Source organism: Desulfobacter vibrioformis DSM 8776, assembly GCF_000745975.1.
In the GTDB taxonomy this organism is placed as follows: Bacteria; Desulfobacterota; Desulfobacteria; order Desulfobacterales; family Desulfobacteraceae; genus Desulfobacter; species Desulfobacter vibrioformis.
Genome location: NZ_JQKJ01000001.1, coordinates 177,459 through 203,177, shown reverse-complemented (window position 1 = coordinate 203,177; position 25,719 = coordinate 177,459). Strand labels below are relative to the sequence as shown.

The following is a 25,719-nucleotide window of genomic DNA, read 5'->3' as shown; positions in this document are numbered from 1 at the left end:
GATGATCCGGGATAAACGCCCATACTATATTAAACAGGCCTGGTACCGGCTCCAGGATTTTTATGTCCGCCGTTATCTTGTTCCCCAGCTCACGTCCCTGGGCCCCCATCCTTATATAATCAAACCCTGGTATATTGAATTGTTCGGCGGTCCCATCTCCATCGGCAGTCATGTGACCCTGCTGGGATGCCCGGATAAAAGAACCCGGCTGACCGTGTGGTCCCAGGAAAAAGATATTGATGGTATCCATATCGGGGACCATGTGCTTATCTCCCCGGGCGTGCGGATTTCAGCGGCCAACTCCATCTGTATTGCAGACTCCTGTATGCTGGCCAGCCACGCCTACATTACGGATTCAGACTGGCATGGTATTTACGACAGATCGTTGCCGCCTGCCACCCGGTCAAGGGTGGTTCTGGATGAAAATGTGTGGATCGGTGATTCCGCCATTGTGTGCAAAGGCGTAACCATTGGCAAAAATACCATTATCGGGGCCGGGGCCGTTGTCACCTGCGACATCCCTGCCAATACTGTGGCAGCCGGAAACCCGGCCAGGGTCATCCGGGCGCTTGATCCGGCCCGGGCAATCATCACCCGCAAAGACCGGTACAGCGATACGGAAAAGATGACAAAGGTTCTGGAAACGGCTGAAAAGGACTGCCTGGAAGGAAATACATTTTTAGGGTGGATTCGCAGTCTTATCGCTCCCGATAGGGAGTAATCCGGTCGATGGTCCGGATAAAGTATTCAAGAAAGGTCTGGATCTTTTCAATGTCAAAGGTTTTACATAACTGAAAAAGCGCTTCTCCAAACGCGTTGAATGCGTCGATGTTAAAAGCGTTTCCGGTTTCAGAGATCCTTAGGGCAAACCGCTGGACATCGGATATTTTCATTGCCTCCCGGGTTTGCGGGATATGGGGGATAATATCCTTGTGCAATCTGTCCATAAACTCTCCGGACAGACTATCCTGGTCCAGGGTGTCCAGCCGGCTCAGCGCAGCAGCGCCCTGCGTGGAATCAGGCGCCGGGCTGATGAATCGCGTCAAAACGGCCATCAGGTTGTCGATGGCAATGGGCTTGGCAATGGTACAGGCAAATCCCCGGGATTCAAGTTCCTCTTCGGACCACAGCGTCATGCCCGCGGTCATCAGACATATGGGAATATGGGCAATGTCCTGGTCTGCTTTCAAACGGGCCGCGGTTTCCACGCCGTCTATTCCCGGCATCTTCAGATCCATGAATATCAGGGCAGGCTTCTGGGCCCTGGCATGCTCAAGCGCCTGGCAGCCATTTGCCGCTTCAATAACGTCAAGATTGATTTTTTCCAGAACTTCCCTGAGCATGAACCGGATATCTTGCTGGTCATCCACAATAAGAACCCGATCTTTGACAAATTTCCTGCAGGTCCAGGCTGATTTGCCTGCAGCCGCAGGCGCGGGAATGTGAGTGTGATATTTTTCAACACCGGGCAGGAGGATGGTAAAGACACAGCCTTGATACGGTTTGCTTGATACGGAAAGATTCCCGCCCATAATCTCGATCAGTTGTTTGCAGATGGCCAGCCCCAGTCCGGTGCCCCCGAATTTCCGGCTGGTTCCGGCCGATGCCTGTTCAAACGCCTCAAATATTTTATCCTGCTGGGTTTCGCAAATGCCAATGCCTGTGTCTGCCACCTGGATGATAAGGTCAGCGTACTTTTCCTCATTTTCCTGGCTGGCACAAATTTGTGCTTTAAGCGTGATCGTGCCGAATTCAGTGAATTTCAGGGCATTGCCCACCAGATTGGTAATCACCTGGCGTAAACGCATCTCATCCAGAATCAGGGAGCCTGTGTCATTTTCAGGCAGTTCAATGAAAAAGTTCAGATTTTTTGTTTTCAGTTTTACCCTGAACAGCCGGTATATTTCATTGAACAAAGACTTTAACAGGACAGGTTCCCGGTTCAGTTCCAGTTTGCCGGCCTCCATTTTGGACAGGTCCAGGATGTCGTTGATCAGGTCGAAGAGGTTTTTCCCGGCTGTGTTTATGGCTGAAAGGTAGCTGGCCTGCTGTTTTTCACTGATCATTGTTGCCAGAAGTTCGCTGAACCCAAGGATCGCATTCAAAGGTGTTCGAATTTCATGGCTGACATTGGCTAAAAATTCACTTTTTACCTGGTTCGCCCGTTCCAGCTCCTGTTCCTTTTGTTTGCGGATCTGGATTTCATTATTCAAGGCTTTGTTGGCTGCCTGCAGATCCCTGGTTCGCTCCTTTACCCGGTTTTCCAGTTCCTGGTGGGACAGCTTCAGGGCCTGTTCCGCTTGTTTGCGTTTGGTGATATCCCTTAAATTAACAACCATTCCCTTGATGGTGGGGTGATCCATGAGATTTTTGGACGTGCATTCAAGAATGCACCAGTAATTGGCCCTGTGTATGAACCGAATGGCTGTCTGATGTGTCTGGACCAAAGAGGTCACCCTGGGGGTAAATATTTCGGTCAGTTCCTCTTTTTCCCGGGGATGTATAAATTCCTGGAAACAACGGCCCAGAAGTGCTTTAGGCTGATACCCGAGAATCCGGAATGTAGACGGGCTTACATAACGAAACACCCCTTCCCGGTCAAGAATCCAGATCATATCACTGGCATTTTCAATTAAAGCCCTGAAATGCTCTTCATTCTGTTTTAATGCGGCCAGACTGTCCTGGAGCCTGAATGCCATCCGGTTGAATTCCTTTGCCAGAAGACCGAATTCATCGTCGGATTGAATATTGATTCTGGTGTCAAGGTTGCCCTTGCCAAAGGCCTGGGTGCCGATAAGAAGCTCCTTGAACGGACGGGTCAGGCGCGCGGTTAAGCCCATTAAAACCAGGGAAATGATAATGGCGGCTGAAATAAACAAACTATACAGATAGGGCTGCATCCGGTTGATGCCGCCGTACACCTCATCCATGGGGTCCACCGCCAGAACATACCATTCCCAGGGCGCAAAATACCCAAATCGCACAAGAAGACGCTCCCCTGAAAGGTCGATAATTTTTCTGCCCCCTTGATCTGTCAGAGAAGAGAACCATTTTTCACGGCTCAGATCCGTATCACTAAGGCATGTATTGGGATGGAAGATAACAGCACCGCTGCGATCCATTATAAAAATAAACCCTTTATTTCCGATGGTGATGTTCCGGATACGGGCAATTGCGTCCTGTTTTGCCTTGGCAATGCTGGCCGGAATGATTTCCGGGCCGTCGCCATGAAGCATTTTTTCCTGGTCGCGGGTAATTGTCATGGCCATAGCCAGCTGCGTGGAAAGCCAGGCGTCCCCGAGATCAAGAAGGGCTGTACGTGAAAAATGGTAAGTAATTGCAATGGTTACCGCCAGAAAGAAAAAAACGAGCGGGAGCGTTGGAATCAGAATTTTGGTGTAGGTTTTCATGTTAAGGTCATTACAGGCGTGTTTGCAAGCCGATTAAATGTCTAATAAGTTTAAATTGCCGCCTTTCGGACGGGTTGGGTTTCAGTTTTAGGTTTTAGGAAATGGCAATTCCTATACCATCAAATTATGGCATATTTCATGTTGCCTTTGTAGCATTTGCGAATAATCACTATACATAAAAGCATCCGGAAAATAAATTTTAAATATCTATAATTTCAAGAAGTTATAATTTCATATATTTTGCTTTAATATCAACTGATTATATTTTTATAATGGTTGTGTTAGGATAAAAGTTAATGATTCCAATGTCTATGATGACTTGATGGTGAGAATATAATTGACAAAGCCTGAAAAGTCGGATTAAGCTAGTGTCCTTTGATACAAATTGCGTGATTAGTGAAGGTTTTTTAATAAAGAAAAAGCACAGGATTGTTCATTAAGATAAAGCGTGTAAAGTGGAGCTTAATCTTAAACAAAAATAATAAACCGGTGAAATTTTACCGGTACTATTGTTTTTCTGTCAGGTGTATTTTGTTAATTAGTCTTCTTAAGAATATATAACAAAATTTAGAACCATTAAAAGAGGTTGCTGTGACAGATTCCAGTGATTTAAGCTCAACTGAGAAACTTTTGGATTCCATTCGGGGGGGCACCCCGCCCCAGGCATTTTCCCGGGAACCTGTTTCTTCCCTGCCCGAATCCAAGGGGTGCAGTTCCCTTAAGGGCAATACCCTGAATAACCTCTGTGCCGGGGCATACCTGGGGGGCGATTCTCTGTCCCTGGTCCTGGCCGGCGAGACAAAGCGCGGGGGCGCAAAAGAGGTTGTTAAGTGGCAGGTCTTTCCATATCCCGAAACTACGGACATAAAAAGCGAGCGGTTCCCTGCATTCCTCAGATCCGCACTGGCCTCGTTTCTAGCAGACTGTAAAAACGTCCCCATCTGGGCCGCCATTGAAACAAAAGATGTTAAACTAAGACAGCTGACCCTGCCCAACATACCGGATGCCAGGCTGGCCAATGCTGCCATGTGGGCATTGAAAAAAGAAATTGACATAGACCTGGTCAATGAAATTTTTGACTATGAGTTTATTTCAGATGTCCATGGCAGTGGTGTGAAGAAGAAAACTGTGGTGGCGTTTTCCGGTGACAGGGCTGCTGTAAAAGGACTGAAAACCCTGTTCAAATCAGCCGGGTATTCCCTGGCCGGCATTACGGCCACCCCGTTTGCCATCCAGAACTGCATTCTTGCCGGGCAGCCCGACACCGGGGGCCAGCCTGTGGTGATTGTAAATATCCGGCGGCACCGGTCTGAAATCTTCTGTATGTCTGAGCAGGGTATATTGGTGGCAAGGAGTATTAAAACAGGGTCGTACAGCCTTGTGGAACCGTCAATGGAATCCGGGATGGTGGATGGGAAAATTACGGATATTCCCTGGATTTTGGCCGCAAGGGGGCGGCTGGATGACCCCGGATTTGAAGAGATGGAAGCAGCTGCCCGGCGGCTTTTAGGTAAAATTCAGCGCACCGGTGAATACTGCTCCAATATGTTTCTGGAAAATGAACCGGTTGCAAAATATTATTTTTTCGGAGAAACAGACGACAGCCGGGCATTCATAAGCTTCAGTGAAGAAATGATACCTGGCCGGGTTACCCTTTTCTCTCCATTTCAAAATGACCCGGGTGCCATGGGTCTGGCCATGCCCACCAGCGCAGCAGACAGGAACGGCGTTATTCCGGCCCTGGGCATTGCCCTGTCCGACAAAGCCATGACGCCAAATTTTCTTTATACCTATAAGGAAAAGGCCCTTGACGCAAAAGCCCAAAAAATCAATATGGGGATCATCGCTGCAGGAATTGCAGGGCTTCTGATCTGTGCCGGTGTCTGGTTCTGGTTTGACCGGATGGAAAACCAGGAAGTTGCCAAGCGTACATCCGTAGAAACCCAGCTTGCAAAATATGATTTCCAGATCACCAAGGATGTAATGAATAAAAAAAATGACCAGGCTAGAAAAAAAATAGAGATGATCCGTCAGTATGTCAATGACTATGCCTCCTTGTCCGTTATCAGCGAAGTATGCGCGCTGACGCCTGAAAATATAGATATTCTTACCCTGAAAGCCGAACTTGCAGAATCCGTGGATAACGACCCAAAAGCAAAAAATAAAAAAAAACTTGAGGACCGTGTACGGCATATGCGTCTGCAAGGGCTTGTGTCTGCGGAGTTCACCGCCCTTGAATCCACGCTGACAGGATACGTCATGGCCCTGGATGGCTCGCCCCTTTTCGGTAATATTGATGTTGAGAACAAAAAAATAGAACAAAAAAAAGACCTTAATACGCTCAATTTTACTGTGGATATGGAGATTTTCTGATGACGAAAAAGGAAACAGAAAAAATTTCCTCCACAACCCTTGGTCTGATTGTGGGCTGCTTTGTGGTGATTCTTGCCCTTGCCCTGGGCCTGCTTTACCCAAAATTTAAAAATATTCAGGCGGTCAAAGCGGACTGGCTCGCCAAAGCCATTCGCCTGGAAGATCAGAAACAGTTTTATTCGGTATATGCCCAGGCATGTCGCCTGGCAGATACAAAGTTTGATAATGCCCTGCCTCTCCCGCAACGCAAGGCGATTCCCAGGGATGAGGTCTCAGGCCTGACCCAGGTATTTAAACAGATTGCCGAAGGACAGCGTCTGATCCTGTCGGAAAACCGGATGGATACGGAATCTTTTAAAACCGGTGCCGATCTGATTTCCGTGAACATGACTTACAAGGGAGAGTTCCTGCATTTCAGGCCCGCTTTGATCGAACTGATCAAACTGCCCTGCTTCAAACGACTTGAAACCGTTGAAATCCGAACCGATAGAAATAATGTCAGGTATTGCAGTATCCGGTTCAGGATTGCCATAGAACATAATGGTTTTTCTAAAAATTAAGGGCAGACCGGGACAATGAACAAGAGAGAGGTTATAATCATTGGGCTTGCAGGTTTGCTGGCTGTATACGGACTATTGAATTATTTTGTGCTGGATAAAAAGAAAGGCAGTACGGATGAAGAAAAAATTCAAGCGGCCATCAAAGCGGCTGACGCCATCGGCAAAACAGCACAGACAACGATGGCCGCACTAAAAAAAAACGGCGGAAGGGATCTTGCCTATCTCAAAACAAAAGCCGAAGACATATGGTCCAGGGATCCTTTTATCTATTATGGTGAAAATTCAGGGAAACTTGATGATGGGGCATCAGATAAGCTGCCGGATATGGTCTATTCCGGATTTATTCAGCTAGGCGAGAATTTTCTCGGCATAATTAACGGTATGGAATATAGTATCGGAGACCTGGTTATAGACATTGGGTACAAGGTGCTTGAAATTACGCCGACAAAGGTAACGTTGCTGACCCAGTCCAACAGGCAGGTTACGCTATATTTGCAAGAAGATTAAATTAATCGGTGATGGAAATAAAATGAGGAAATATGTTCAAATATATTTTTTGGCACTGATGCTCATGGGCCTTGGTCTTGGGTGTCAGGCCACTCAAAAGGAAGCAAAACCGCCTGACCGGTTTGAAAAGTGGCGGGTAATGGCGGAAAATTCGCCCAAGGTCACGCCGGACGCCCGTCCTTATATTGAAGAGATAGACAGAGACGTCCAGCAAAAAATCAAGGCGCTTGAACAAGCGAATAACGCCAGGGAGCAGAAAACGGAAGACCCGCTTGAACCGCAAAAAAAAATGCCTAAAATGCGGCTGACCATGAAGATGCATGATGTCCCGGTACCTGTCCTTCTACGGACCCTTGCCAGGGCAGCCAACGTCAATATCCTGATTAATGAAACGGTTTCGGGCCAGGCTAAAATCAATATCTCCAACGTACCCTGGGATGAAGCCTTTACCGGTCTTCTGGACTCCTATGGGCTGACGTATAAGTGGAGCGGCGATATTTTGCGGGTGATCACCGTGGAGGACCTGAACAAGGAAATTGCACTCATGGAAGCCAAGCAGAACTATCAGAAAAGTAAAAAAGAACATGCGTTGACCATGGAGGCGATCTCCAGAAAACAGGAGTCATATGAACCGTTGATGACCCGGGTGGTGAAAATCAATTTTGCAGACCTGGATGAGCTGCGTGAGAACCTGGAAAAATATCTCCAGGCCAACTCCAGGGAAGCCGCTCTGGAAAAAGCGGTCACAGAGTCCATTGATAAGAAAAAAGCCCTGGAGAAAACCAATTTCAGAGGGGCTATATTAAAAGATACAAATACGAATTCCCTGGTAATTCAATCTACTCAAACGGAGTTGAATAAAATTCTGCCCATCATCCAGGCATTGGATAAACCCAGTCTGCAGATTCTGATCGAAGCCCATATTGTGGAGGCGACATCGGATACCGCAAGGGAACTTGGTGTCCAGTGGGGCGGGCTTGGTGCCACAACATATGACGGCGGTACAAAGTCCACCCAGAGCATTCTGGGGACATCTGCCTTTAGCTCAGAAACAGATGACGACGGTAATAACACCATGAATTTTATCAGTAATGTTATTCAGGACGGAACAAAGGTGGCAAGTGAGGGTGGTTTGTCTTTTGGTCTGCTGACACAAAAAGCCGGGGAATGGGCGCTTTATACGGAACTGAGCGCCCTGCAGAAAGAGGGCAAGGTCAATATCCTGTCCAAGCCCTCCATTACCACCCTGGATCACCACAAAGCCAGCATTGAGTCCGGCAAGGAAGTTCCCTTCCAGACCGTAGAGGATAGTGAGGTTTCAATTGAATGGCGCAAGGCTGTCATCAGCCTGGAAGTTACGCCCCACGTGATCAACGACAATATTGTCCGGCTGGAAATCATTACCCACAAGGATGAGCTGGATTTCTCCAACACCGTAGACGGCAATCCCACCATTATTACAAAAAATGCCGAGACCATGGTCAATTTGTTTGACGGACAGACCACGGTGATCGGGGGGCTGAACAAGGAAAATATCGAAGAAGGCAAATCAGGGGTTCCGGGATTGATGGATGTGCCGGGTCTTGGATGGCTGTTCAGAAATACAACCAATTCAGCGGACATGGAAGAGCTGCTTATTTTTATTACACCGCATATCCTTAAAGGACAAATAACGCCACCACCTGTGGCAGACGCTGCCGCGGCATCCCAGGTTCCGGCAGTATCCGGAGGAACCAAGTAAGATCCATGGCCTATTACCGGACGTTACATCTGGAAAAGGAACCCTTTTCCAACTCACCTGATCCCGGGCTGTTCTTTAACGCCCGGCAGCATTTAACTGCCCTGCAAAAGCTTGAGATCGCCATCAGGCTGCGCAGGGGGCTTAACGTGATCACAGGGGATGTGGGAACCGGAAAAACCACGGTATGCCGGCAACTGATCCGGAAAATTGATAATGATGAAAAGATCAGGTGTTTTTTGATCCTTGATCCGGGGTTCACTTCTCCGGCAGAATTTCTGGCCTGGATACTTTATCATTTCACCGGTCTACCTCTACCGGCAGATCAGCATGGCAATGAACTTGCGCTCAAGGAAAAGATAAAAGCCAACCTGTTTTCAACAGGGGTTGAGGACGACGTAACCACGGTATTGCTGATTGACGAAGGCCAGAAACTGCCGCTTTACTGCCTTGAAACATTAAGGGAACTGCTTAACTACGAGACAAACGATAAAAAGCTGCTCCAGATCGTCATTTTTGCCCAAAAAGAGTTTGACCGGATGATTGCGGGCATGGAAAATTTTGTGGACCGGATCAATTTCAGGTTCACGTTTTCACCCTTGAGCTTTGCGGAAACCCGAGACCTGATCCGGTTTCGAATCAACCAGGCCGCTTCTCCGGACTATTTTGACGACGACCAGCTTCCCAGGTTTACTTTTTCCGGATTCTGGGCAGTTTACCGGATCACCAAAGGGTATCCCAGAAAAATTATCAACCTGTGCCATCATGTGCTTTTAACCATGATTATTCAGGACCGGCAGTGTGTCGGCTCCTTTTTTGTTCATGCCTGTGCCGGGGAAATTTTTCCGGATTACCAGAAAAAAATAAAAAGGTTTCTGATACCGGCTTTGTCCGTATTTGCCATGGTTTTAATTTTTTTTATTGCGTTTCATGCCAATACAATCGTGCAGGTCATGCCTGAACCGGTTCAACAGAGGGTTGTTCAATGGGTGTCTTCAGATTCTTCCAACGTTCAGCACGCAGATGCCGGACCTGCACCTGCACCGGTTACATTAGAAGTTGTTAAAAAATCTCCGGCACCAGCTCAACCGGATAACCCGCCTTTGGCAACAATTGTTCAACCGGAAACCAGGGCATTGGTTCAACCTGATCCTGATATTCAACAACCGGTTCTTGATAAAACTGCCGAATGTGAACCCAATTTTCTGGGATCTGTAAAAATATCCGGTGAAGACAATTTGTATGCTATGATATCAATTATTTATGGATCATACTCAAAAAAACTTCTCAGGCAGGTTATGCAGGACAATGGCAGCATAAAAGACCCAAGTCTGATCCTTAACGGAGCGCTGATCTGTTTCCGGGTTGTCAGTGATGCGTCCGCACACTGGCGTTCCGGACGGATTTGTTTGACATCAGATAGTTCTGGTGATTTGAGTCACGCCTATGTAAAAGCACGGGAATACAGGAAACAGGGACTGAATATCCGGATTCTATCGTCCTGGAGTGCGGAAAAAGGATTTATGTTTTATGTGGTTTTGAACCAGGTATTCGCAGATAAACCGGCTGCACAGGCCGTTGCAGCAAAGCTATCTGAATCTTTCTGTGAATTCCGGGAGACCGAGATTTCTGCTTTAGTAGAAGGTAGAACGATTTTATGAATTTAAGCGCAAATAAAGAGGATAATGATGGCATCTAAACGCAAACGCCTTGGGGAGATGCTGGTGGAAGCTGGAATGCTCCAAAAGGACCAGCTTGAAAAATCTCTGGCCGGCGCCAGAAATAGTGGGAAACGCCTTGGTCAGTATCTTATTGCGGAAGGAATTGTCAGCGAAAAAGATATTGTAGCGCTTATCTCCTCCCAGATGCATATCAAGCGCTATAATCCCAGTGAATATGCCATTTCCACAGATCTTGCCAATATTTTCGATGTGAATACGGCCCAGAAATTTCAGGCTGCGCCCATCCATAAAAAAGACGGCATACTGCTTATCGCCATGACAGATCCCCTTGACATCAACGCCTACGATCACATAGAGGTTTATACGGATACTGAAGTAGAGGCCGTAATCTGCACGGAACAGGAGTTGTCCACCCTGATTTCTTCGGTTTACGGTACTTACGCCGGTGCTGACGGCGTCATGGAAAATATCCAGGAAATGCAGGAGATGGACGCCAAAGACGAGGTTGAAGATCAATACCGGAAAAACCTCTCCTCACTCATGGACATGGCTGAAGAAGCGCCGGTTGTCAGGCTTGTCAACTCCATCCTTACCCAGGCCGTTAAGGAAAAGGCCTCGGACGTTCACCTGGGACCTGAAAAAGATTATGTTGAAATCCGGTTCAGGGTAGACGGCAAACTGCACCATATCCCTGCACCGCCCAGGAACATGTTCACATCCATTGTATCCCGGTTGAAAATTTTGGCCAATCTTGACATTTCCATATCCAGAATTCCCCAGGATGGCCGTTTTACAGTTTTTGTCCAGGACAAGGAAATCAATATCCGTGTTTCTACCATTCCCACCGTGTATGGGGAAAATATGGTTCTTCGACTTTTGGATACAAGCACAGGCATTTATTCCCTGGACAAACTGGGTATGGCTCCCAAGGATATTGTCATCATTGAAAAAATGATTAAAATGCCCTATGGCCTCGTGCTTGCCACAGGCCCTACCGGATCAGGAAAAAGTACCTCGCTTTTTTCCATGCTGAAAATTATTAATAAACCGGATGTCAACATTATCACCCTTGAAGATCCGGTGGAATACAGATGGAGCATGTGCGCCAGGGCCAGCTCAACAGGAAAGCCGGTATGACCTTTGCGTCAGGCCTTCGTGCGATTCTGCGCCAGGACCCGGATGTGATTATGATCGGCGAGATCCGTGACAGTGAAACCGCAAGTGTTGCGGTCCAGGCTGCTTTAACAGGGCACATGGTGCTCAGCACGGTTCATACAAACGACGCTGCCGGTGCCATCACCCGTTTTGTGGACATGGGTGTTGAGCCTTTTCTGGTCTCTTCGGTTATGCTGATCACCCAGGCCCAGCGCCTTATCCGAAGGGTCTGCCCCCATTGCAGGGAGTCTTATTCCCCACCTGTTGAAGTTCGAAGATTCTGGGGCCTTGAAAATGCCCAGGGTGTGGATTTTGTCCGGGGCCGCGGATGCATGCAGTGCAAGGACACCGGTTACCTTGGGCGTACCGGCCTTTACGAGGTACTCCACGTTAACCAGGATGTTCAAAAAATGATCATAGCCGGCAAATCAGCCCAGGAAATTACGTATATCTGCTCAGAATCCGGTCATCTGAAAACCTTGAAACAGGATGCTGCCCTCAAGGTGGCCAATGGCATTACCAGTCCTGAGGAGGCAGCTTCTGCTGTAATGGTGTAATCCATGGGTACGTATGCCTATACCGCCATTAATGAAACCGGATCCATTGTCAAGGGAGAGATTGAAGCCTCGTCCCGGGAGGACGCTGCTGACAAGGTTGCCCAAAGAGGCTTACTACCTGAAAAAGTAAAGGAAAAATCAGGCAGTGCCTCAAGCTTCTTATCCTCTTTTGAGGATCGATTTACGTCAGTCAAGGCACGTGATCTGGTGCTGTTTACCAAGCAGTTCAAGACCCTGATTCAGGCAGGCGTTCCCATGATGGAAGTCCTGACAACCATGGAGGTCCAGACGGAAAATAAGCGATTGAAAAAGGTTGTTTCACAGATTCGGGCCGATATCCGGGAAGGCGCAAATTTATTCACCGCTTTTTCCAAACACAGAGATGTTTTTTCAGAGCTTTACTGCAACCTGCTGAACGCCGGTGAAGCCTCAGGCGCGCTGCCTGATGTTTTGGAACGGCTCATTTATATCATTGATCATGAAGATAAGCTCAGATCAGATATTAAATCAGCCATGCGGTACCCGATGATGGTAATAGGGTTCCTTGGCGTTGCTTTTTTTATTCTTCTTAATTTTGTCATTCCCAAATTTGTAATCATTTTTCAATCTGCAAAACTTGAACTGCCCTTACCAACAAAAGTTTGTATAATTATGCATAAGGCGATGCATGATTACTGGCTTATTGGAATTATTCTTATTGGTGTAACCTTTTTTCTTGGATACTATTTTTTCTTTAAAATGCCTTTGGGAATACTGCTCAGGGATCAGGCCCTTTTAAAAATGCCCATTGTCGGACCGGTCGCGTCCAAAGCTGCCATGTCCAGATTTGCTTCCATTTTTGCTATTCTTCAGACCTCAGGCATAACGGTTCTCGAATCAATTGATGTGCTGGCTGAAACCATTAACAATGCCGCCATTACAAAAGAATTTATAAAGATCAAGGAGATGCTTACTGCAGGCAAGGGGATTTCCCAGCCCTTGAAATCATCGAAGTATTTTCCTCCCATGGTGATCAACATGGTGGCGATCGGGGAGGAAACAGGAAATCTGGACGATATGCTGGCTGAAATATCCCACCATTATGATGCAGAAGTAGAATATAGCACCAAGGCAATGTCTGAAGCCATTGGCCCTATTCTGGTTGTCGGGTTGGCTACCGTCGTCGGTTTTTTTGCCCTTGCCATTTTTCTGCCTATGTGGGATTTGACGAAGATGGTAAAATAGATGAAGATAGTGAAATAAAGGATGTGCAACGGTTTGTCCCAATTGGGATATTTTAATTATTATTTTAGGAGGAAAACATGAAAAAGGTTCTTAGAAACGAAGAAGGTTTTACTTTAATCGAAATTATTGCTGTATTGATTATCCTTGGTATTCTGGCCGCGGTAGCAGCACCTAAATATGTTGATATGATGGATGAAGCTAGGAAGAAAGCTCTTAAAGGGGCTTTGGGTGCTGGTGTCAGCAATGTCACCTTGGTGTATGGATCAGCGCTATTGTCTAATGGTGGAGACGACTCTGCTGCGCTTACACACGCCGTAGCTAATGCCGAGAAAAGCCTTGGCGATTATTCTGCTTCCTACGGAGAACCAACTCCCGCTGATGGCACGTTTACGGTTTCAGTAGTTGCTTTAGACCCCCCTAGCTCTTCAGACTCAAAGACTTATTCGGCGTATTAATTGTTTAATGGGATTTTATAAAAAAAGGCTGAGCTATAACATCACTTAAACGGCGGGTATAAGCGAGGGAATATCTCCCCTCGCTTTATATTTTATGAGTCATGCATCGTTTGCGTATTATTTTTTGATGCTGTAGATATTTCCGAATTGCTTATCTTGCGGTGATGTTATATGGCTTATCCATAAATTTATTTAGTTTTTATTCCTGTGCCTGAAAAAAACAGGCCAAGTTGTAGAATCCCTTGGAAATATATTTTCCCAAATCAAATTTGTTGCCAGCCTATAGGGTCTTGCTTTTATCTCTATTCACAGGGTTAACTGAAAACATATCATATCCTTTCGTTGGAAACGAGGGCTGCTTTTCGATTGAAGATGATTCCTTTGGGTTCCGCGATAGTAATAATTGCATCGTTTCAGTATTGGATAGTTAAAATATGAAAAATGCCAAGCAATGCTGCAACTCAATTATCTCTCATAAATATTTCCGGCTTGGTTTGCTGCTTGTCGGATTATTGTGGCTTATTCTGAAATCGCCTTTGGTTTTCATTCCATTACTTAATAAATTCCGCCAGGCCGGATTTGCTGAAAACCCGGTGGAAATATATTATTTCTGGATTGAATTCGTGGCCTGGATTTTATGTTTCATTCCCGGCTTTATTTTCATTTTTTCGTTGTTGGATTTAAAAACATATTTATCCAGATATCGAATTTCCATTTTAGTGGTTATTAATTTTTTTTATGCACTGTTCAGAACGTTTAAGACCCTGGATGTCACGGATACCGGGTTCCATTTTACCAAAGCCTGGGGATTATTCCACGGCAGCGTTTCTCAAAATATTGACTTTCTCGTGGGCACAAGTTTTTTTAACGGGTTATGGCTCTCCATGATAGGTGTTCCCAGTGTGTTATGGGCAAGGTTCGGATATGTACTTGTGGTTACAGGGATCGCATTTGTCTCTTTCAAAATCTATTCTCTTTATTTCAAGCGGTTAGTTGCATGGCTTATTTTTGTTATTCTTTCGGTTTTTTTTATTCATTACAATTATTATCTGTCGATCAATTATGATAACCTGCCGGTCTTATTTGCACTCATAGGCATCTGGCTGCTGCTCGGCAGACATACCAGTTTTGTTTCCTGTTTACTCGCCGGCGTATTTTTATGCCTTACATTCTGGGTAAAATTTAACTTCATTTTAATTTTTACATTTCCGCTTATTTATGCCTGGGCGCTATTCGAAACTAATAAACCCTGGATACGTCCTTGTATTTATTTATATTGTGGATATCTAATCTGTCTGATATCCGGGTTTCTTCTGCTGTACAGTAGCGGGAACCTGCATACATATGTCAACTACCTTAATGAGAACTTTATTAATAATGAAGCAAATGGTTCGGCACAAGGTATTGATTCTGCCTCGATGGCCGGGAAAAGTATATTATCAGAAGGCTCTGCATCGACTGTTTCCAGCGACCCTTTTTATTTTTTAGATTCAGACCAAAGAAGCACATCTGAAAGGATGGACCCGCTTTATTCGACTCCCGAAAGAGATTCTCATGGTCTTAGGAGGCTGTTTATCAGCTATTTCGCCAGCGCCTGGTATGTATTGCAAAAAGGCGCTGTCTTAACCGTGTTGATATTTATTTTGCTGTTTATGCTGGGGGAATCTCTTTCGGTAAAACAGGTCGTCATTCTAGTGTTATCCGGATTTATCATCTATTATGTCACCTATTTGCGAATTGAGGGGGCGTTTTTTATATATATGACAGTATCCATTCTGCCGGGATACTTTTTTTATATTTATTCCCTTGGATATGATAAAAAACTTATTACTCCCACGATATTGATTCTTATTTTGGCGTTATTCAGTTTTCCAGGTTCCGACCTGTCCTTTAGTGTTATCTACCGATCCGGTGCGGGCCTATTATTTTTTGCCTTTCCTCTTGCATTTATGATTGATAAGAAAATGACAGTTAACCTTCGGGTTTTGAATATGAACAATTACGTCATTATATTTGTTGCAGCTATCATTTTCGGTATTGTCAATCCCTGGGGATATAACAGGTCCCACAGGGATCTTGGGGACAGGTCGGTTCTTGTAGATATGTTTAAATCCCCCCAGCTTTTCGGCATTCATACCTTTCCCCAGCGGGTCAAAGTCATGGATGAGGCCCTTGAATTTTTCAACCATGAAACATATGAAAGAGATAATACCCCGGCCCTGTTTTTAAGCTGGATACCAATGATGTACTACCTGACCCAGACCAACTGCCTGATGAACAATCCATGGCATGGGTGTATATCTTTCAAGGATTTCCAGGAGGAATTTGAAAAGGCAACGAAAGTCCGCTCTCCCGTATATATAACCTTTTCAAAAATCATGACAAGGAATCCCGGGTGGCCCCTGGAAGATGAAGCGTACAGGAAACGGGACAAGGTATGGATACCGGATTTGAAAAAGTTTGATTATCTCCGGTACTGGATGAAGGATAAAAAGTATTCAAAGGTGTTTGAGAATGATATGTTTGAAGTATATAAACTGTCTCAGCCGCCCTCAATTGAGTGATGATCCGAGGGAATAATTTTGGGACATACTGCAATGCTGGATTATGATCAGATATTGGCTGTCACACCCTATTCTCTGGTAAAAGAGAAAAAAGCGGGGTTTCTTTTGGGTATAATGCAGCATCTCACCGCTCACCATTACGCCAAATGCCCGGAATATCGCAAGCTTCTGGATGCTTTTGGAAAATCCCCTGAAAAGATCAAATCCATGGTTGATGTTCCCTTTCTTCCCGTCCGTCTTTTCAAGGCGCATGCCCTGCGCAGTGTAGAAAAAGATGAGATCATCAGAACCATGACATCATCCGGAACCTCCGGGACAGCGGTGTCAAAAATTTTTCTGGACCGGAAGACGTCGGCCAATCAGACAAAAGCGCTGGCCAGGATTGCTGTGTATAGTATCGGGAAAGCCAGGCTGCCGTTAATTATTCTTGATACCAGTGCGGTGCTCAAAGACCGAAAGATGTTTTCGGCCAGGGGGGCAGGAATCTTGGGTTTTTCCATGTTCGGCAGGGATAAAATCTATGCCCTTGATGAAGATATGAATCTGGACATCAAAGGCATTGAGAAATTTCTTGAAACCCATGCCAATGAAAACATTTTACTGTTCGGGTTTACCTTCATGATCTGGCAGCATTTTTATGAACTGCTTAAAAAACATAAGTTTCACCCGGATCTGTCACAGGGGGTGATGATTCATGGCGGTGGCTGGAAGAAACTGGCGGATAAGGCGGTATCCGCTGAAAAATTCAACCAGGCGCTGAACAGGGTCTGCGGCATTGCCCGGGTGTATGAATATTACGGCATGGTGGAGCAGACAGGGACCATATATATGGCGTGTGACACCGGTCATCTGCATGCAAGCGTCTATTCAGATATCATTATCAGGCGGCATGACGACTTCAGCCCGGCAGAATATGGTGAGAAGGGAATTATCCAAACCCTTTCCGCCCTGCCGTTTTCCTATCCGGGGCATTCCCTGCTTACAGAGGATGAGGGGGTGGTGCTCGGGGAAGATGATTGTCCCTGTGGGCGCAAAGGAAAGTATTTCAAGGTGCTTGGACGGATAAAAAAGGCCGAGATAAGAGGGTGCAGCGATGCCTAGGCAAGCGAATTTTCCACAGGTTAATTTTTTAGTTAAGGGTGATGCCGATCCCGGGCAGATGCCGGGGTTCAAGCCGTTTCCCATTTTTCACCCTGCAATGACCGGTTTTCTGTCTGATCTGTCAAAGGTGCTCAGAAACGATAAAGAGGCCGGGCAATATCCGGATGTTGTTACCTTTGCTTTTTTTTGCAGAAGCGCCAACCTGGCTGCCCTGGAAAAACCATACGCCTCACTTAAAAAAAGTTGTGTGGGTCGGGGTGTAACCTTTCATATTGCCCCGTCCAATGTCCCGGTGAATTTTGCATACAGTCTTGCTGTCGGGCTGCTTAGCGGAAACGCGTGCATTGTAAGGCTTTCGGAAAAACAGTTTCCCCAGGTGGATATTATCTGCAAGGCCATTCAGGGGGTGTTGCACCGGAAAGTCCATGCCGGAATCAGAGATTACCTGGCAATTGTCAGGTATGCACACAGCGATGAAATTAATGCCTGTTTCTCACGGATTTGTGATACTCGAATCATCTGGGGCGGAGATAATACCATTGCCCGGATTCGCCGGGCGCCGCTGCCGCCCAGGGCCTTTGATGTCACCTTTGCCGACAGGTATTCAATGGGTGTGATTGATGCTGAAGCGTACCTGGCGCTGGATGACAAGTATGGGGTTGCAGTCGGTTTTTTCAATGACACCTATCTGTTTGACCAGAATGCCTGCACCTCGCCCCGGCTGCTGGTATGGATCGGCTGCGAGGAAACCGTTGAAAAGGCAAAAGCCGTGTTCTGGGGAGCGGTTGACCGGGTGCTTGCCGATAAAGGGTATAGCAATGAACCTATTACCGTGGTTGATAAGTTATCCGCAGTGTGCAGCGCAGTTTTATGTCTGGCGGACATAAAAGTTGAGAACAGCCGTAAAAACACAGTCATGCGGGTAAAACTCAACAGGCTGGATTCAGCTTTGTCCGACCATGCCTGCGGCGGCGGGCTTTTTTATGAATATGCAGACACTAGTCTGGACGCCCTGATGAAGATCATAAGTCGGAAATATCAGACCCTGACCTATATCGGTTTTGACCCCGGGGCGCTGCGTGATGCCGTTATTGAAAACGGTGTGACCGGCATTGACCGTATCGTCCCTTTTGGCCGGGCATCTGACTTTTCATTGATCTGGGACGGCTATGACTTAATCCGGCAGCTTTCAAGGATGGTTGATGCGCAATGATAAATAACCTGATCAGTTTTGTTATCCCGTGTTACCGCAGTGAAAAAACAATCACGATGGTGATTGATGAGATTATCGATACTGTGGGCCAGAAACCGCAGTTCAGTTATGAGATAATTACGGTCAACGATTTTTCCCCTGACCGGGTGTATGATGTCCTGAAAGGGCTTGCGGCAGAAAACCCAAATATCAAAGTGATAAATTTTTCAAAGAACATGGGCAAACATGCTGCGGTGCTGGCCGGATATGCCGTAGTCCAGGGGGAGTTCGTGGTTGACCTGGACGATGATTTTCAAAGTCCGGTCTGTGAATTGTGGCATCTGATGCAGCCGGTGTTGGACGATGAGTGTGACTATGCCACGGCAAAGTACCCTGAAAAAAAGGAAGCTCGGCTGCGGATTCTGGGAAGTGATCTGAATTCACTGATGTCCTCCTTTCTGCTGGACAAGCCAAGGGGGCTGCGGTTTGAGAATTTCAGCGTGATGAAAAATTTTGTCTGCCGGGAGATAATCAAGTACAAGAACCCGTACCCCTACCTTGAGGGGCTTGTGCTGCGGGTGACCGGCAGGATAAAAACCGTGGAGATGGCTCAACGGGAACGCGCAGATGACAACGCCACCGGCTTTACCCTGCAGAAATGTATGTCGCTCTGGGCCAACGGACTGACCGCTTTTTCTGTTAAGCCTCTCAGGATGGCGTCTCTGCTCGGTGTTGTGTTTGCCGTATGTGGTTTTTTATGGGGCATCGGCACCATTGTCCATAAAATTTTAAATCCAGCGGTACCGGCCGGGTACAGTTCGGTGCTTGCAGCCATACTGCTCTCTTCCGGCATTATTATGGTGCTGCTGGGGTTGATAGGGGAGTACCTGGGCCGTATATACATCTGTATTAATGATTCACCGCAGTATGTCATCAAAGAGACCGTCAATATCGGTGTGGACACGATAGATGCGGATACAGGGGTGCCGGATGAAAGTTGTTAATGCTGCCGGGGAAAAAGAAATCTTGGCGTTGACGGCAATAGATAGCCGTAGAGACCAAAGATGCGGTTCCGACAATAGAACGTGATATTGCAGAGTATTTTAAATGTCACGTCTTTTTTTGAAAAAACTTACGACTCTCGAGTTTTTAAAAGGAATCATTGTAATGGATGAGACACCTATAATTCTAAAAGACCTGGATGTGGTTGTCATTCAGAAATACCAGCAGAACCGGTATCCTTTGCTCTTTGTTGACGGTATTGAAGAGGTGGTGCCGGGGAAAAGTGCAAAAGGATATAAAAACTTTACCTTTAATGAGTGGTTTTTCCCTGCCCATTTTGAGGATGAACCCAATGTGCCCGGATTTGTCCAGATTGAAACGCTGACCCAGGTTTTTTTAATGAGCTTTTTGACCCTGCCCGGCAACAAGGGTAAAAAAACTGGATTTGTCTCCATCAATAATGCCCGGTTTAAAAAGAAAATCGTTCCGGGAGACCGGTTGGATATTGAAGCTGTGTTGAAGTCCTATCGCAGAGGGCTGGCCCAGGGTTCCGTTACCGGGTATGTGAAAGGGGAAACGGCGTGCTGTGCGGATTTGGTCATTGCAATACCGGATGTATTGAATCAATTTAAACCACTTCGTTAAACAGGAGTTCCGGCGTATGATGCGTGTGGCCGATTACATGATTGAAAGGCTTTATGCTCTGGGGGTAAAGCACCTTTTTCTAGTTACGGGGCGCGGCATCCTGTTTCTTTCCGATGCGGCGGCACGGCATAAAGAACTGAAAAGTATCTGTGTCCACCATGAACAGGCCGCCTCTTTTGCTGCCATGGCGTATACCCAGTGTAATGAAACCATCGGGGCGTGTCTGGTCTCCACGGGATGCGCTGCAACAAATGCACTCACCGGCCTGCTGTGCGCCTGGCAGGATGACGTGCCCTGCGTGTTTGTTTCCGGACAGAATAAGCTTGCCCAGACAACCCGGTTTTCAGGCATTCCTTTGCGCACATTCGGCCAGCAGGAAGCTGATATCATCAGTCTGGTTTCTCCCATAACAAAATATGCCGTCATGATTACCGACCCAGGGAAAATCGGTTATGAAATGGATAAGGCCTTTTTCATGGCCCAATCGGGGCGCAATGGACCTGTCTGGATTGATGTACCGCTGGATATCCAGAATATGAGGGTTGCACCGGAAAAACTGGAGCGGTTTGTGCCTGACACTCATGTTAGCTGTTTTAACCCCCAGGGTTCGGATATCGAATATGCTATAGATTGTTTTGAGAATGCACAACGTCCGGTACTACTGATCGGCAGCGGAGTCCGATCGTCTTCCGGCGCATTGGCACAATTAGAGGCGTTCGTTGAAATGTTTCCGGTGCCGGTTACATTTACGGCTTCGGCTGCCGACGTTTATGGTGAAGCGAATAAACTGTCCATGGGCGCTGTGGGGAGTATCGGCGGGACCCGTGCCGGCAATATGGCCCTTCAGAATGCAGATCTTCTTATTGCATTGGGGTCTAGATTGTCGCCCATTACCACAGGGGAGACTTACAGCAAATTTGCACGGAAAGCTTTGATCATTGCCGTGGATATTGACAACGTAGAGCACAGCAAGAATACGGTAAAAATTGACCGGCTCATTGTTTCTGACGCCGGATGTTTTTTAAAGGCGTTAGGGAACAGGGGAATTAGACCCGCCGATCCAGGCTGGATAGATAAATGTCTGCACTGGAAGCAGGTGTTCCCCAAATGCGAAGAAAAATATAAACAATCGGAAAAGGTTGATCTTCACTATTTAGCCGCTTGCCTGTCCCGGCTGTTGCCTGAAAAGGGTGTCTTGATAACTGATGCCGGTTTGGAAGAATTGATTATCCCCTCCACAGTGAGCTTTGGCAAAAGCCAGCGCTGTATCCATCCCGCTTCCCAGGGAGCCATGGGGTATGCCCTGCCTGCAGCCATCGGGGTATATTATGCCCATGGCACCGACATCATTGCCGTGATCGGGGACGGCTCCATCATGATGAATCTTCAGGAATTGCAGACGATTAAATACAATAAAATTCCTGTAAAGATACTGGTGGTTAATAATAACGTATACTCGGTGATCAGAACCCGTCAGCAGGAACTGTTCCGAACCCGGACAATAGGAACGGATCCCGGTAACGGTGTCAGTTGTCCCGATTTTGAAAACGTTGCCCGGTGTTTTGATATACCGTACTTGAAAATCGGCAGCAGTTCGGAATTGTTTGGGTCCCTTGAGCATATCATTAAAACAGTGCAGGGACCGCTGCTTTGTGAGATTATCGCAAGGCCGGATCAGGAATACCTGCACAGTGCCTATGCCCATAACAAAGACAGAAAAATCGTCAGCAGGCCCCTGGAAGACCAGGCACCGTTCATGGACCGGGAGCTGTTTTTATCCGAAATGGTCATTGATCCCATAGACCAGTGATTCAATTCATCAAGAATAAACAATAGCGAGGAAAGTATGGCTAAAAGTGTATTGAGAGACGGAACTGATCTCTCAGATTTTGGAATGCCTTATATTGTTGCGGAAATTAATACCAGCCATAATGGCGACATCGAAACCGCAAAAGAGATGATTGGTGAGGCGAAAAAGGCAGGGTGCTCCTGTGTCAAGTTTCAGTCCTGGTCCAAAGAATCTCTGTACTCTAAAACCTATTATGATCAGAACCCGGTAGCAGGCAGAATAATGGAGAAATTTGCCCTGTCCGAAGCGCAGTTGATGGAGATGGCCGAATACAGCCGACAGTGCGGCATTTCCTTTTCTTCCACGCCCTATTGCAGAAAAGAGGTGGATTTTCTGCTGGAAAAATGTGATGCCGCTTTTGTAAAAGTCGCCTCCATGGAGCTAAATAACTACCCGTTTCTTGATTATATTGCCCGCACAGGAGCCCCCATGGTTCTTGCCACAGGGATGGGCAGCATGGACGATGTAAAAAAAGCGGTTGAAACCATTAAGAATGCAGGGAATACCAGCCTGTGCATATTGCATTGCATATCCATCTATCCGCCGGAACTGAGCACCATTAGGCTGAAAAATATTTTGGGGCTGCGGCAGGCGTTTCCCGATTGTCCTGTAGGCTTTTCGGATCACTCCATCGGCATTGAAGTCCCGGTAGCCGCCGTTGCACTGGGGGCCGCGCTGATTGAAAAACATTTTACCCTGGATAAAACAAAAATAGGGATGGATAATCAGATGGCCACAGAGCCCGACGAGATGTCCCGGCTTGTTCAAAGCTGTCGGAATGTGCAGATGGCGCTTGGAGGCACCGAACGAATTGTCCTGGAAGCCGAACTGGTCCAGCGTCAGAAGATGAGGCGCAGTATTATTGCCTCACGGGATCTGCAGGCCGGAACTGTGATCAGGGAAGAAGACTTGGATGCCAAACGGCCTGGCACCGGTCTTGCGCCTGAGAATATAAAAGACTTAATCGGCAAAACATTAAAAGTGGCTGTGGAAAAAGATACTCTGCTTTATTCAGAGGCTCTTTTTTAAGAGAGCCTGAACTTTTTTGTCACACAGTGAATTCTCTTTATTGAATTTTTTCTGGTATAATAAAGTCAATGCCGTTTCCTTAAGGAACTATAGTTCTGATCAAATGACTTGATATCAAATCTCGACTTTAAATCCTTAAAAAACAGTTTATTAGGATTAAAAATCGGTTTCAAGTCATGTGACCGGAACTATAAAAGAAAACAATTTATATTTCCGTTAATTAAGGGTCAGAAAATGAAAATCGTAAATGCGGTATGGGAAAAAAGAAATCTCGGTGTGGATTGCAATGAAATAACGATTTCACCGGACGATTCTCTTGAAACAATAAAAGATGAAATTTCCAAGTATGAAACGGAATATACAGTCGTAAAAATCCCGACAGGTAATATTGAGGCATTATTTTTATTCCAAAAACTCGGTTATTGTTTCATTGAGACTTTGACAGTTTGTTATCATACTGGAGAAGATTTCAATTTAAACAAGATTCAAAAACGCATACTTGAAAAAATTACCTACCATAAAATGAACAATGACGACATTGATCATTTGTTTAAAGAAATAAAGCAAGGCATGTTCCAAACAGATAGAATATCCATGGATCCGTATTTTTCAACAGTCCAGGCCAATCAAAGATATATTTACTGGATAAATGACGAATTGGATAGAGGATCTCAACTTTATAAAATTTCGTATAATTGTAAAGATATTGGTTTTTTTGCTTTGAAAAAATTGACTGATACAGAGTATTTTGCATTCTTGTCTGGAAATTACTTAGAATATTTGTCATCCGGGTTGGGTTTTTGTGCTTTTTATTGCGAAGTCACTGAAGCAAAAAGGCAAGGAGCTAAAAGAGTGGTGGGATCATATTCATCAAACAATAGAGGAACCACTGCAATTCTTCTTAGCATAGGCCACATTTTACGTATGCAATACTACGTTTTTGTGAAGCATAATTGATAAAAATGGGTAAGACTTGGCCCTTGTAGTAACGCTTTGTACTTTAAAGGTTTATTGAGTATGAAAGATAATATAATTTTCACTGGTCGACGTGAGCAAATAAAAAAATTGGATTCGCTGCCAATAATTAATAGAGGGCTAATAGATTATAAAAAATATAGTAAATTTGTCGGACAATCAGGAATCAAAAATGCGTTTTCAGTCCAGGCGACACGAGGCTGTCCATACAGATGTTTTTATTGTGATGTTCACAATATGACGCCAATTCACAGGCGGAGGTCGGTGGATCATATATTTAATGAAATTATCTTCTTGCATGATTCAGGCGTAAGAAAAATTGAAATTATTGACGATGCTTTCAATGTAAATATAAAACAGTTTATCGCATTTTTTAAAAAAATTATTGAAAGTAAGCTGAAAATAAATTTTTATTTTCAGTCTGGATTGCGGGGCGATTTATTAACGTTTGAAGCAATTGATTTAATGGTTCATGCTGGCGTGAAAAGTGTAAATTTTTCATTGGAAAGCGCATCTGAAAGACTGCAGAAATTGATGCGGAAGAATCTAAATATTGAGAAATTCAAAAAAAATGTTGATTATATTGTAGAAAACTATCCGACTTTGATTATCGGCATGAATGCCATTCATGGCTTTCCAACAGAAACAGAAGAAGAGGCAATTTCTACAATAGAATTTATTAAAAATATTAAATGGTTACACTTTATTCAGTTGCACAATTTGCGAATTTTTCCTGGTTCACTGGCCGAGCAAATAGCGTTGGAAAATGGTGTAACAAAAGAACAAATTAATGAATCTTTGACCATGCCTTATAATATGATCCCTACAACTATCCATTTTGATAAAAATTTTTCAAGAAAAATAAGGCTGAGCCTGCTTAAAGATTATATTTTTAACAAGGAGAGATTGTCATATATAATACCAAAACAATTACAGGTATGTTCTAAAGAAGAGTTAATATACAAGTATAAATCAATATTTCCAACTCAAATAGAAACCTTGGATGATATTTTTAAACTTGCCAAAATAGACAAAGAAGATTTGGCAATAGAAGAAATCGCAGATAATAACTGGGGTGAGTTGGAGATAAATTTTCCTCAACAAAACGATATCAATAAAACACTTCAGTCCGTTCCGCCGTTAAAGTTACTGCTGATTGATGCAAGTCAATATTTCTCAGATAGTAAATTGGCTGAATTAAAAATTTCAGAACCACCATTGGGATTAATGGCTATTCTGAGTTATGTTAATATGTTGTTTGGTGAACAGATACAAGGAAAAATTCTCAAATCATATATAGATTACGATAGTTTTGATGAATTGGAAATTATTTTAAAAGACTTCAAACCTGATATTATCGGCATCAGAACCCTTTCTTTTTTCAAGAATTTTTTTTCTGATACGGTGGAGACTATACGATCATTTGATAAAGATGTGTTCGTTGTTGCAGGGGGACCACACCCTACCATTGATTATGAAAATGTTTTAAACGAGAACGATATTGATGTCGTTGTCATCGGGGAAGGCGAAGTCACATTCAGTGAAATTTTATCGAAGATGATAGATGGCAGACGAACATCCAGGCCCCTTTTGGTCGAGCAACTTCACACAGTGAAAGGGCTTGCGTTTAAGCATGGATGTGGATGTTCGCTTTGAGAACGCCTGACCTTTAATTTTAACACGGTAAATTTAATTTATTGG

18 protein-coding genes and 1 pseudogene are annotated in these 25,719 nt (G+C 45.3%); 18 read left to right on the top strand and 1 reads right to left on the bottom strand.

Annotation, left to right across the window (positions count from 1 at the left end; translation table 11 throughout):
* The first annotated feature begins 1 nt into the window (after nt 1).
* Complete coding sequence (locus tag Q366_RS00855; RefSeq protein WP_035235471.1) at nt 2-721, top strand: acyltransferase; 720 nt, start codon at nt 2-4, stop codon at nt 719-721.
* On the opposite strand, the gene Q366_RS19955 is transcribed toward Q366_RS00855, so the two are convergent.
* Nucleotides 699-3,410, bottom strand: coding sequence for an ATP-binding protein (locus Q366_RS19955; protein ID WP_051957740.1), 2,712 nt, complete (start codon nt 3,408-3,410; stop codon nt 699-701). The two genes, Q366_RS00855 and Q366_RS19955, sit on opposite strands and share 23 nt — an antisense overlap.
* 591 nt (nt 3,411-4,001) lie before the next feature.
* Here Q366_RS19955 and Q366_RS00845 point away from each other — a divergent pair.
* The 17 genes and pseudogenes from Q366_RS00845 to Q366_RS00765 all read left to right on the top strand — a co-directional run bounded on the left by Q366_RS00845 (nt 4,002) and on the right by Q366_RS00765 (nt 25,674).
* Complete coding sequence (locus Q366_RS00845) at nt 4,002-5,783, top strand: hypothetical protein (RefSeq protein WP_035235468.1); 1,782 nt, start codon at nt 4,002-4,004, stop codon at nt 5,781-5,783.
* Complete coding sequence (locus Q366_RS00840; RefSeq protein ID WP_035235467.1) at nt 5,783-6,343, top strand: hypothetical protein; 561 nt, start codon at nt 5,783-5,785, stop codon at nt 6,341-6,343. Before Q366_RS00845 ends, Q366_RS00840 begins: the two co-directional genes overlap by 1 nt.
* A 15-nt stretch (nt 6,344-6,358) precedes the next feature.
* Nucleotides 6,359-6,850 carry a hypothetical protein gene (locus Q366_RS00835; RefSeq protein WP_035235465.1) on the top strand — a complete coding sequence of 164 codons (492 nt, stop codon included), beginning with the start codon at nt 6,359-6,361 and terminating at the stop codon, nt 6,848-6,850.
* Between the two features lie 22 nt (nt 6,851-6,872).
* Complete coding sequence (gene pilQ, locus Q366_RS00830) at nt 6,873-8,591, top strand: type IV pilus secretin PilQ (protein WP_051957739.1); 1,719 nt, start codon at nt 6,873-6,875, stop codon at nt 8,589-8,591.
* Nucleotides 8,592-8,596: 5 nt separating this feature from the next.
* Complete coding sequence (locus tag Q366_RS19950) at nt 8,597-10,249, top strand: ExeA family protein (protein ID WP_051957738.1); 1,653 nt, start codon at nt 8,597-8,599, stop codon at nt 10,247-10,249.
* Between the two features lie 24 nt (nt 10,250-10,273).
* Nucleotides 10,274-11,982, top strand: a pseudogene (locus Q366_RS00820) (GspE/PulE family protein).
* A gap of 3 nt (nt 11,983-11,985) precedes the next feature.
* Complete coding sequence (locus Q366_RS00815; protein ID WP_035235462.1) at nt 11,986-13,206, top strand: type II secretion system F family protein; 1,221 nt, start codon at nt 11,986-11,988, stop codon at nt 13,204-13,206.
* Between the two features lie 77 nt (nt 13,207-13,283).
* The gene (locus Q366_RS21685) at nt 13,284-13,661 is read left to right on the top strand and encodes a prepilin-type N-terminal cleavage/methylation domain-containing protein (protein ID WP_035235457.1); all 378 of its coding nucleotides are present in this window, start codon (nt 13,284-13,286) and stop codon (nt 13,659-13,661) included.
* Nucleotides 13,662-15,652: 1,991 nt separating this feature from the next.
* Nucleotides 15,653-16,225, top strand: a complete 573-nt coding sequence (locus Q366_RS21170) for a hypothetical protein (RefSeq protein ID WP_156968079.1) — start codon at nt 15,653-15,655, stop codon at nt 16,223-16,225.
* 18 nt (nt 16,226-16,243) lie between these two features.
* Nucleotides 16,244-17,326 carry a LuxE/PaaK family acyltransferase gene (locus tag Q366_RS00800; RefSeq protein ID WP_211251850.1) on the top strand — a complete coding sequence of 361 codons (1,083 nt, stop codon included), beginning with the start codon at nt 16,244-16,246 and terminating at the stop codon, nt 17,324-17,326.
* Nucleotides 17,319-18,539 (top strand): acyl-CoA reductase, encoded by a 1,221-nt coding sequence (locus tag Q366_RS00795; RefSeq protein ID WP_035235454.1) that lies wholly within the window; start codon nt 17,319-17,321, stop codon nt 18,537-18,539. The genes Q366_RS00800 and Q366_RS00795 overlap by 8 nt, the downstream gene beginning before the upstream one ends.
* Complete coding sequence (locus tag Q366_RS00790; RefSeq protein WP_035235451.1) at nt 18,536-19,522, top strand: glycosyltransferase; 987 nt, start codon at nt 18,536-18,538, stop codon at nt 19,520-19,522. The genes Q366_RS00795 and Q366_RS00790 overlap by 4 nt, the downstream gene beginning before the upstream one ends.
* 163 nt (nt 19,523-19,685) lie before the next feature.
* A complete protein-coding gene (locus tag Q366_RS00785; protein WP_035235449.1) occupies nt 19,686-20,165 on the top strand; it encodes a 3-hydroxyacyl-ACP dehydratase FabZ family protein in 480 nt (159 codons plus the stop codon).
* Nucleotides 20,166-20,181: 16 nt separating this feature from the next.
* On the top strand, nt 20,182-21,975 hold the full coding sequence (locus tag Q366_RS00780; protein WP_035235448.1) for a thiamine pyrophosphate-binding protein: 1,794 nt from the start codon (nt 20,182-20,184) through the stop codon (nt 21,973-21,975).
* A gap of 36 nt (nt 21,976-22,011) precedes the next feature.
* The gene (locus Q366_RS00775) at nt 22,012-23,043 is read left to right on the top strand and encodes an N-acetylneuraminate synthase family protein (RefSeq protein WP_084691645.1); all 1,032 of its coding nucleotides are present in this window, start codon (nt 22,012-22,014) and stop codon (nt 23,041-23,043) included.
* A 234-nt stretch (nt 23,044-23,277) separates the two neighbouring features.
* Entirely contained in the window at nt 23,278-24,000 is a 723-nt protein-coding gene (locus Q366_RS00770; RefSeq protein ID WP_156968078.1) for a hypothetical protein, read from the top strand.
* 60 nt (nt 24,001-24,060) lie between these two features.
* Complete coding sequence (locus Q366_RS00765; RefSeq protein WP_084691644.1) at nt 24,061-25,674, top strand: B12-binding domain-containing radical SAM protein; 1,614 nt, start codon at nt 24,061-24,063, stop codon at nt 25,672-25,674.
* Nucleotides 25,675-25,719 lie beyond the last annotated feature (45 nt).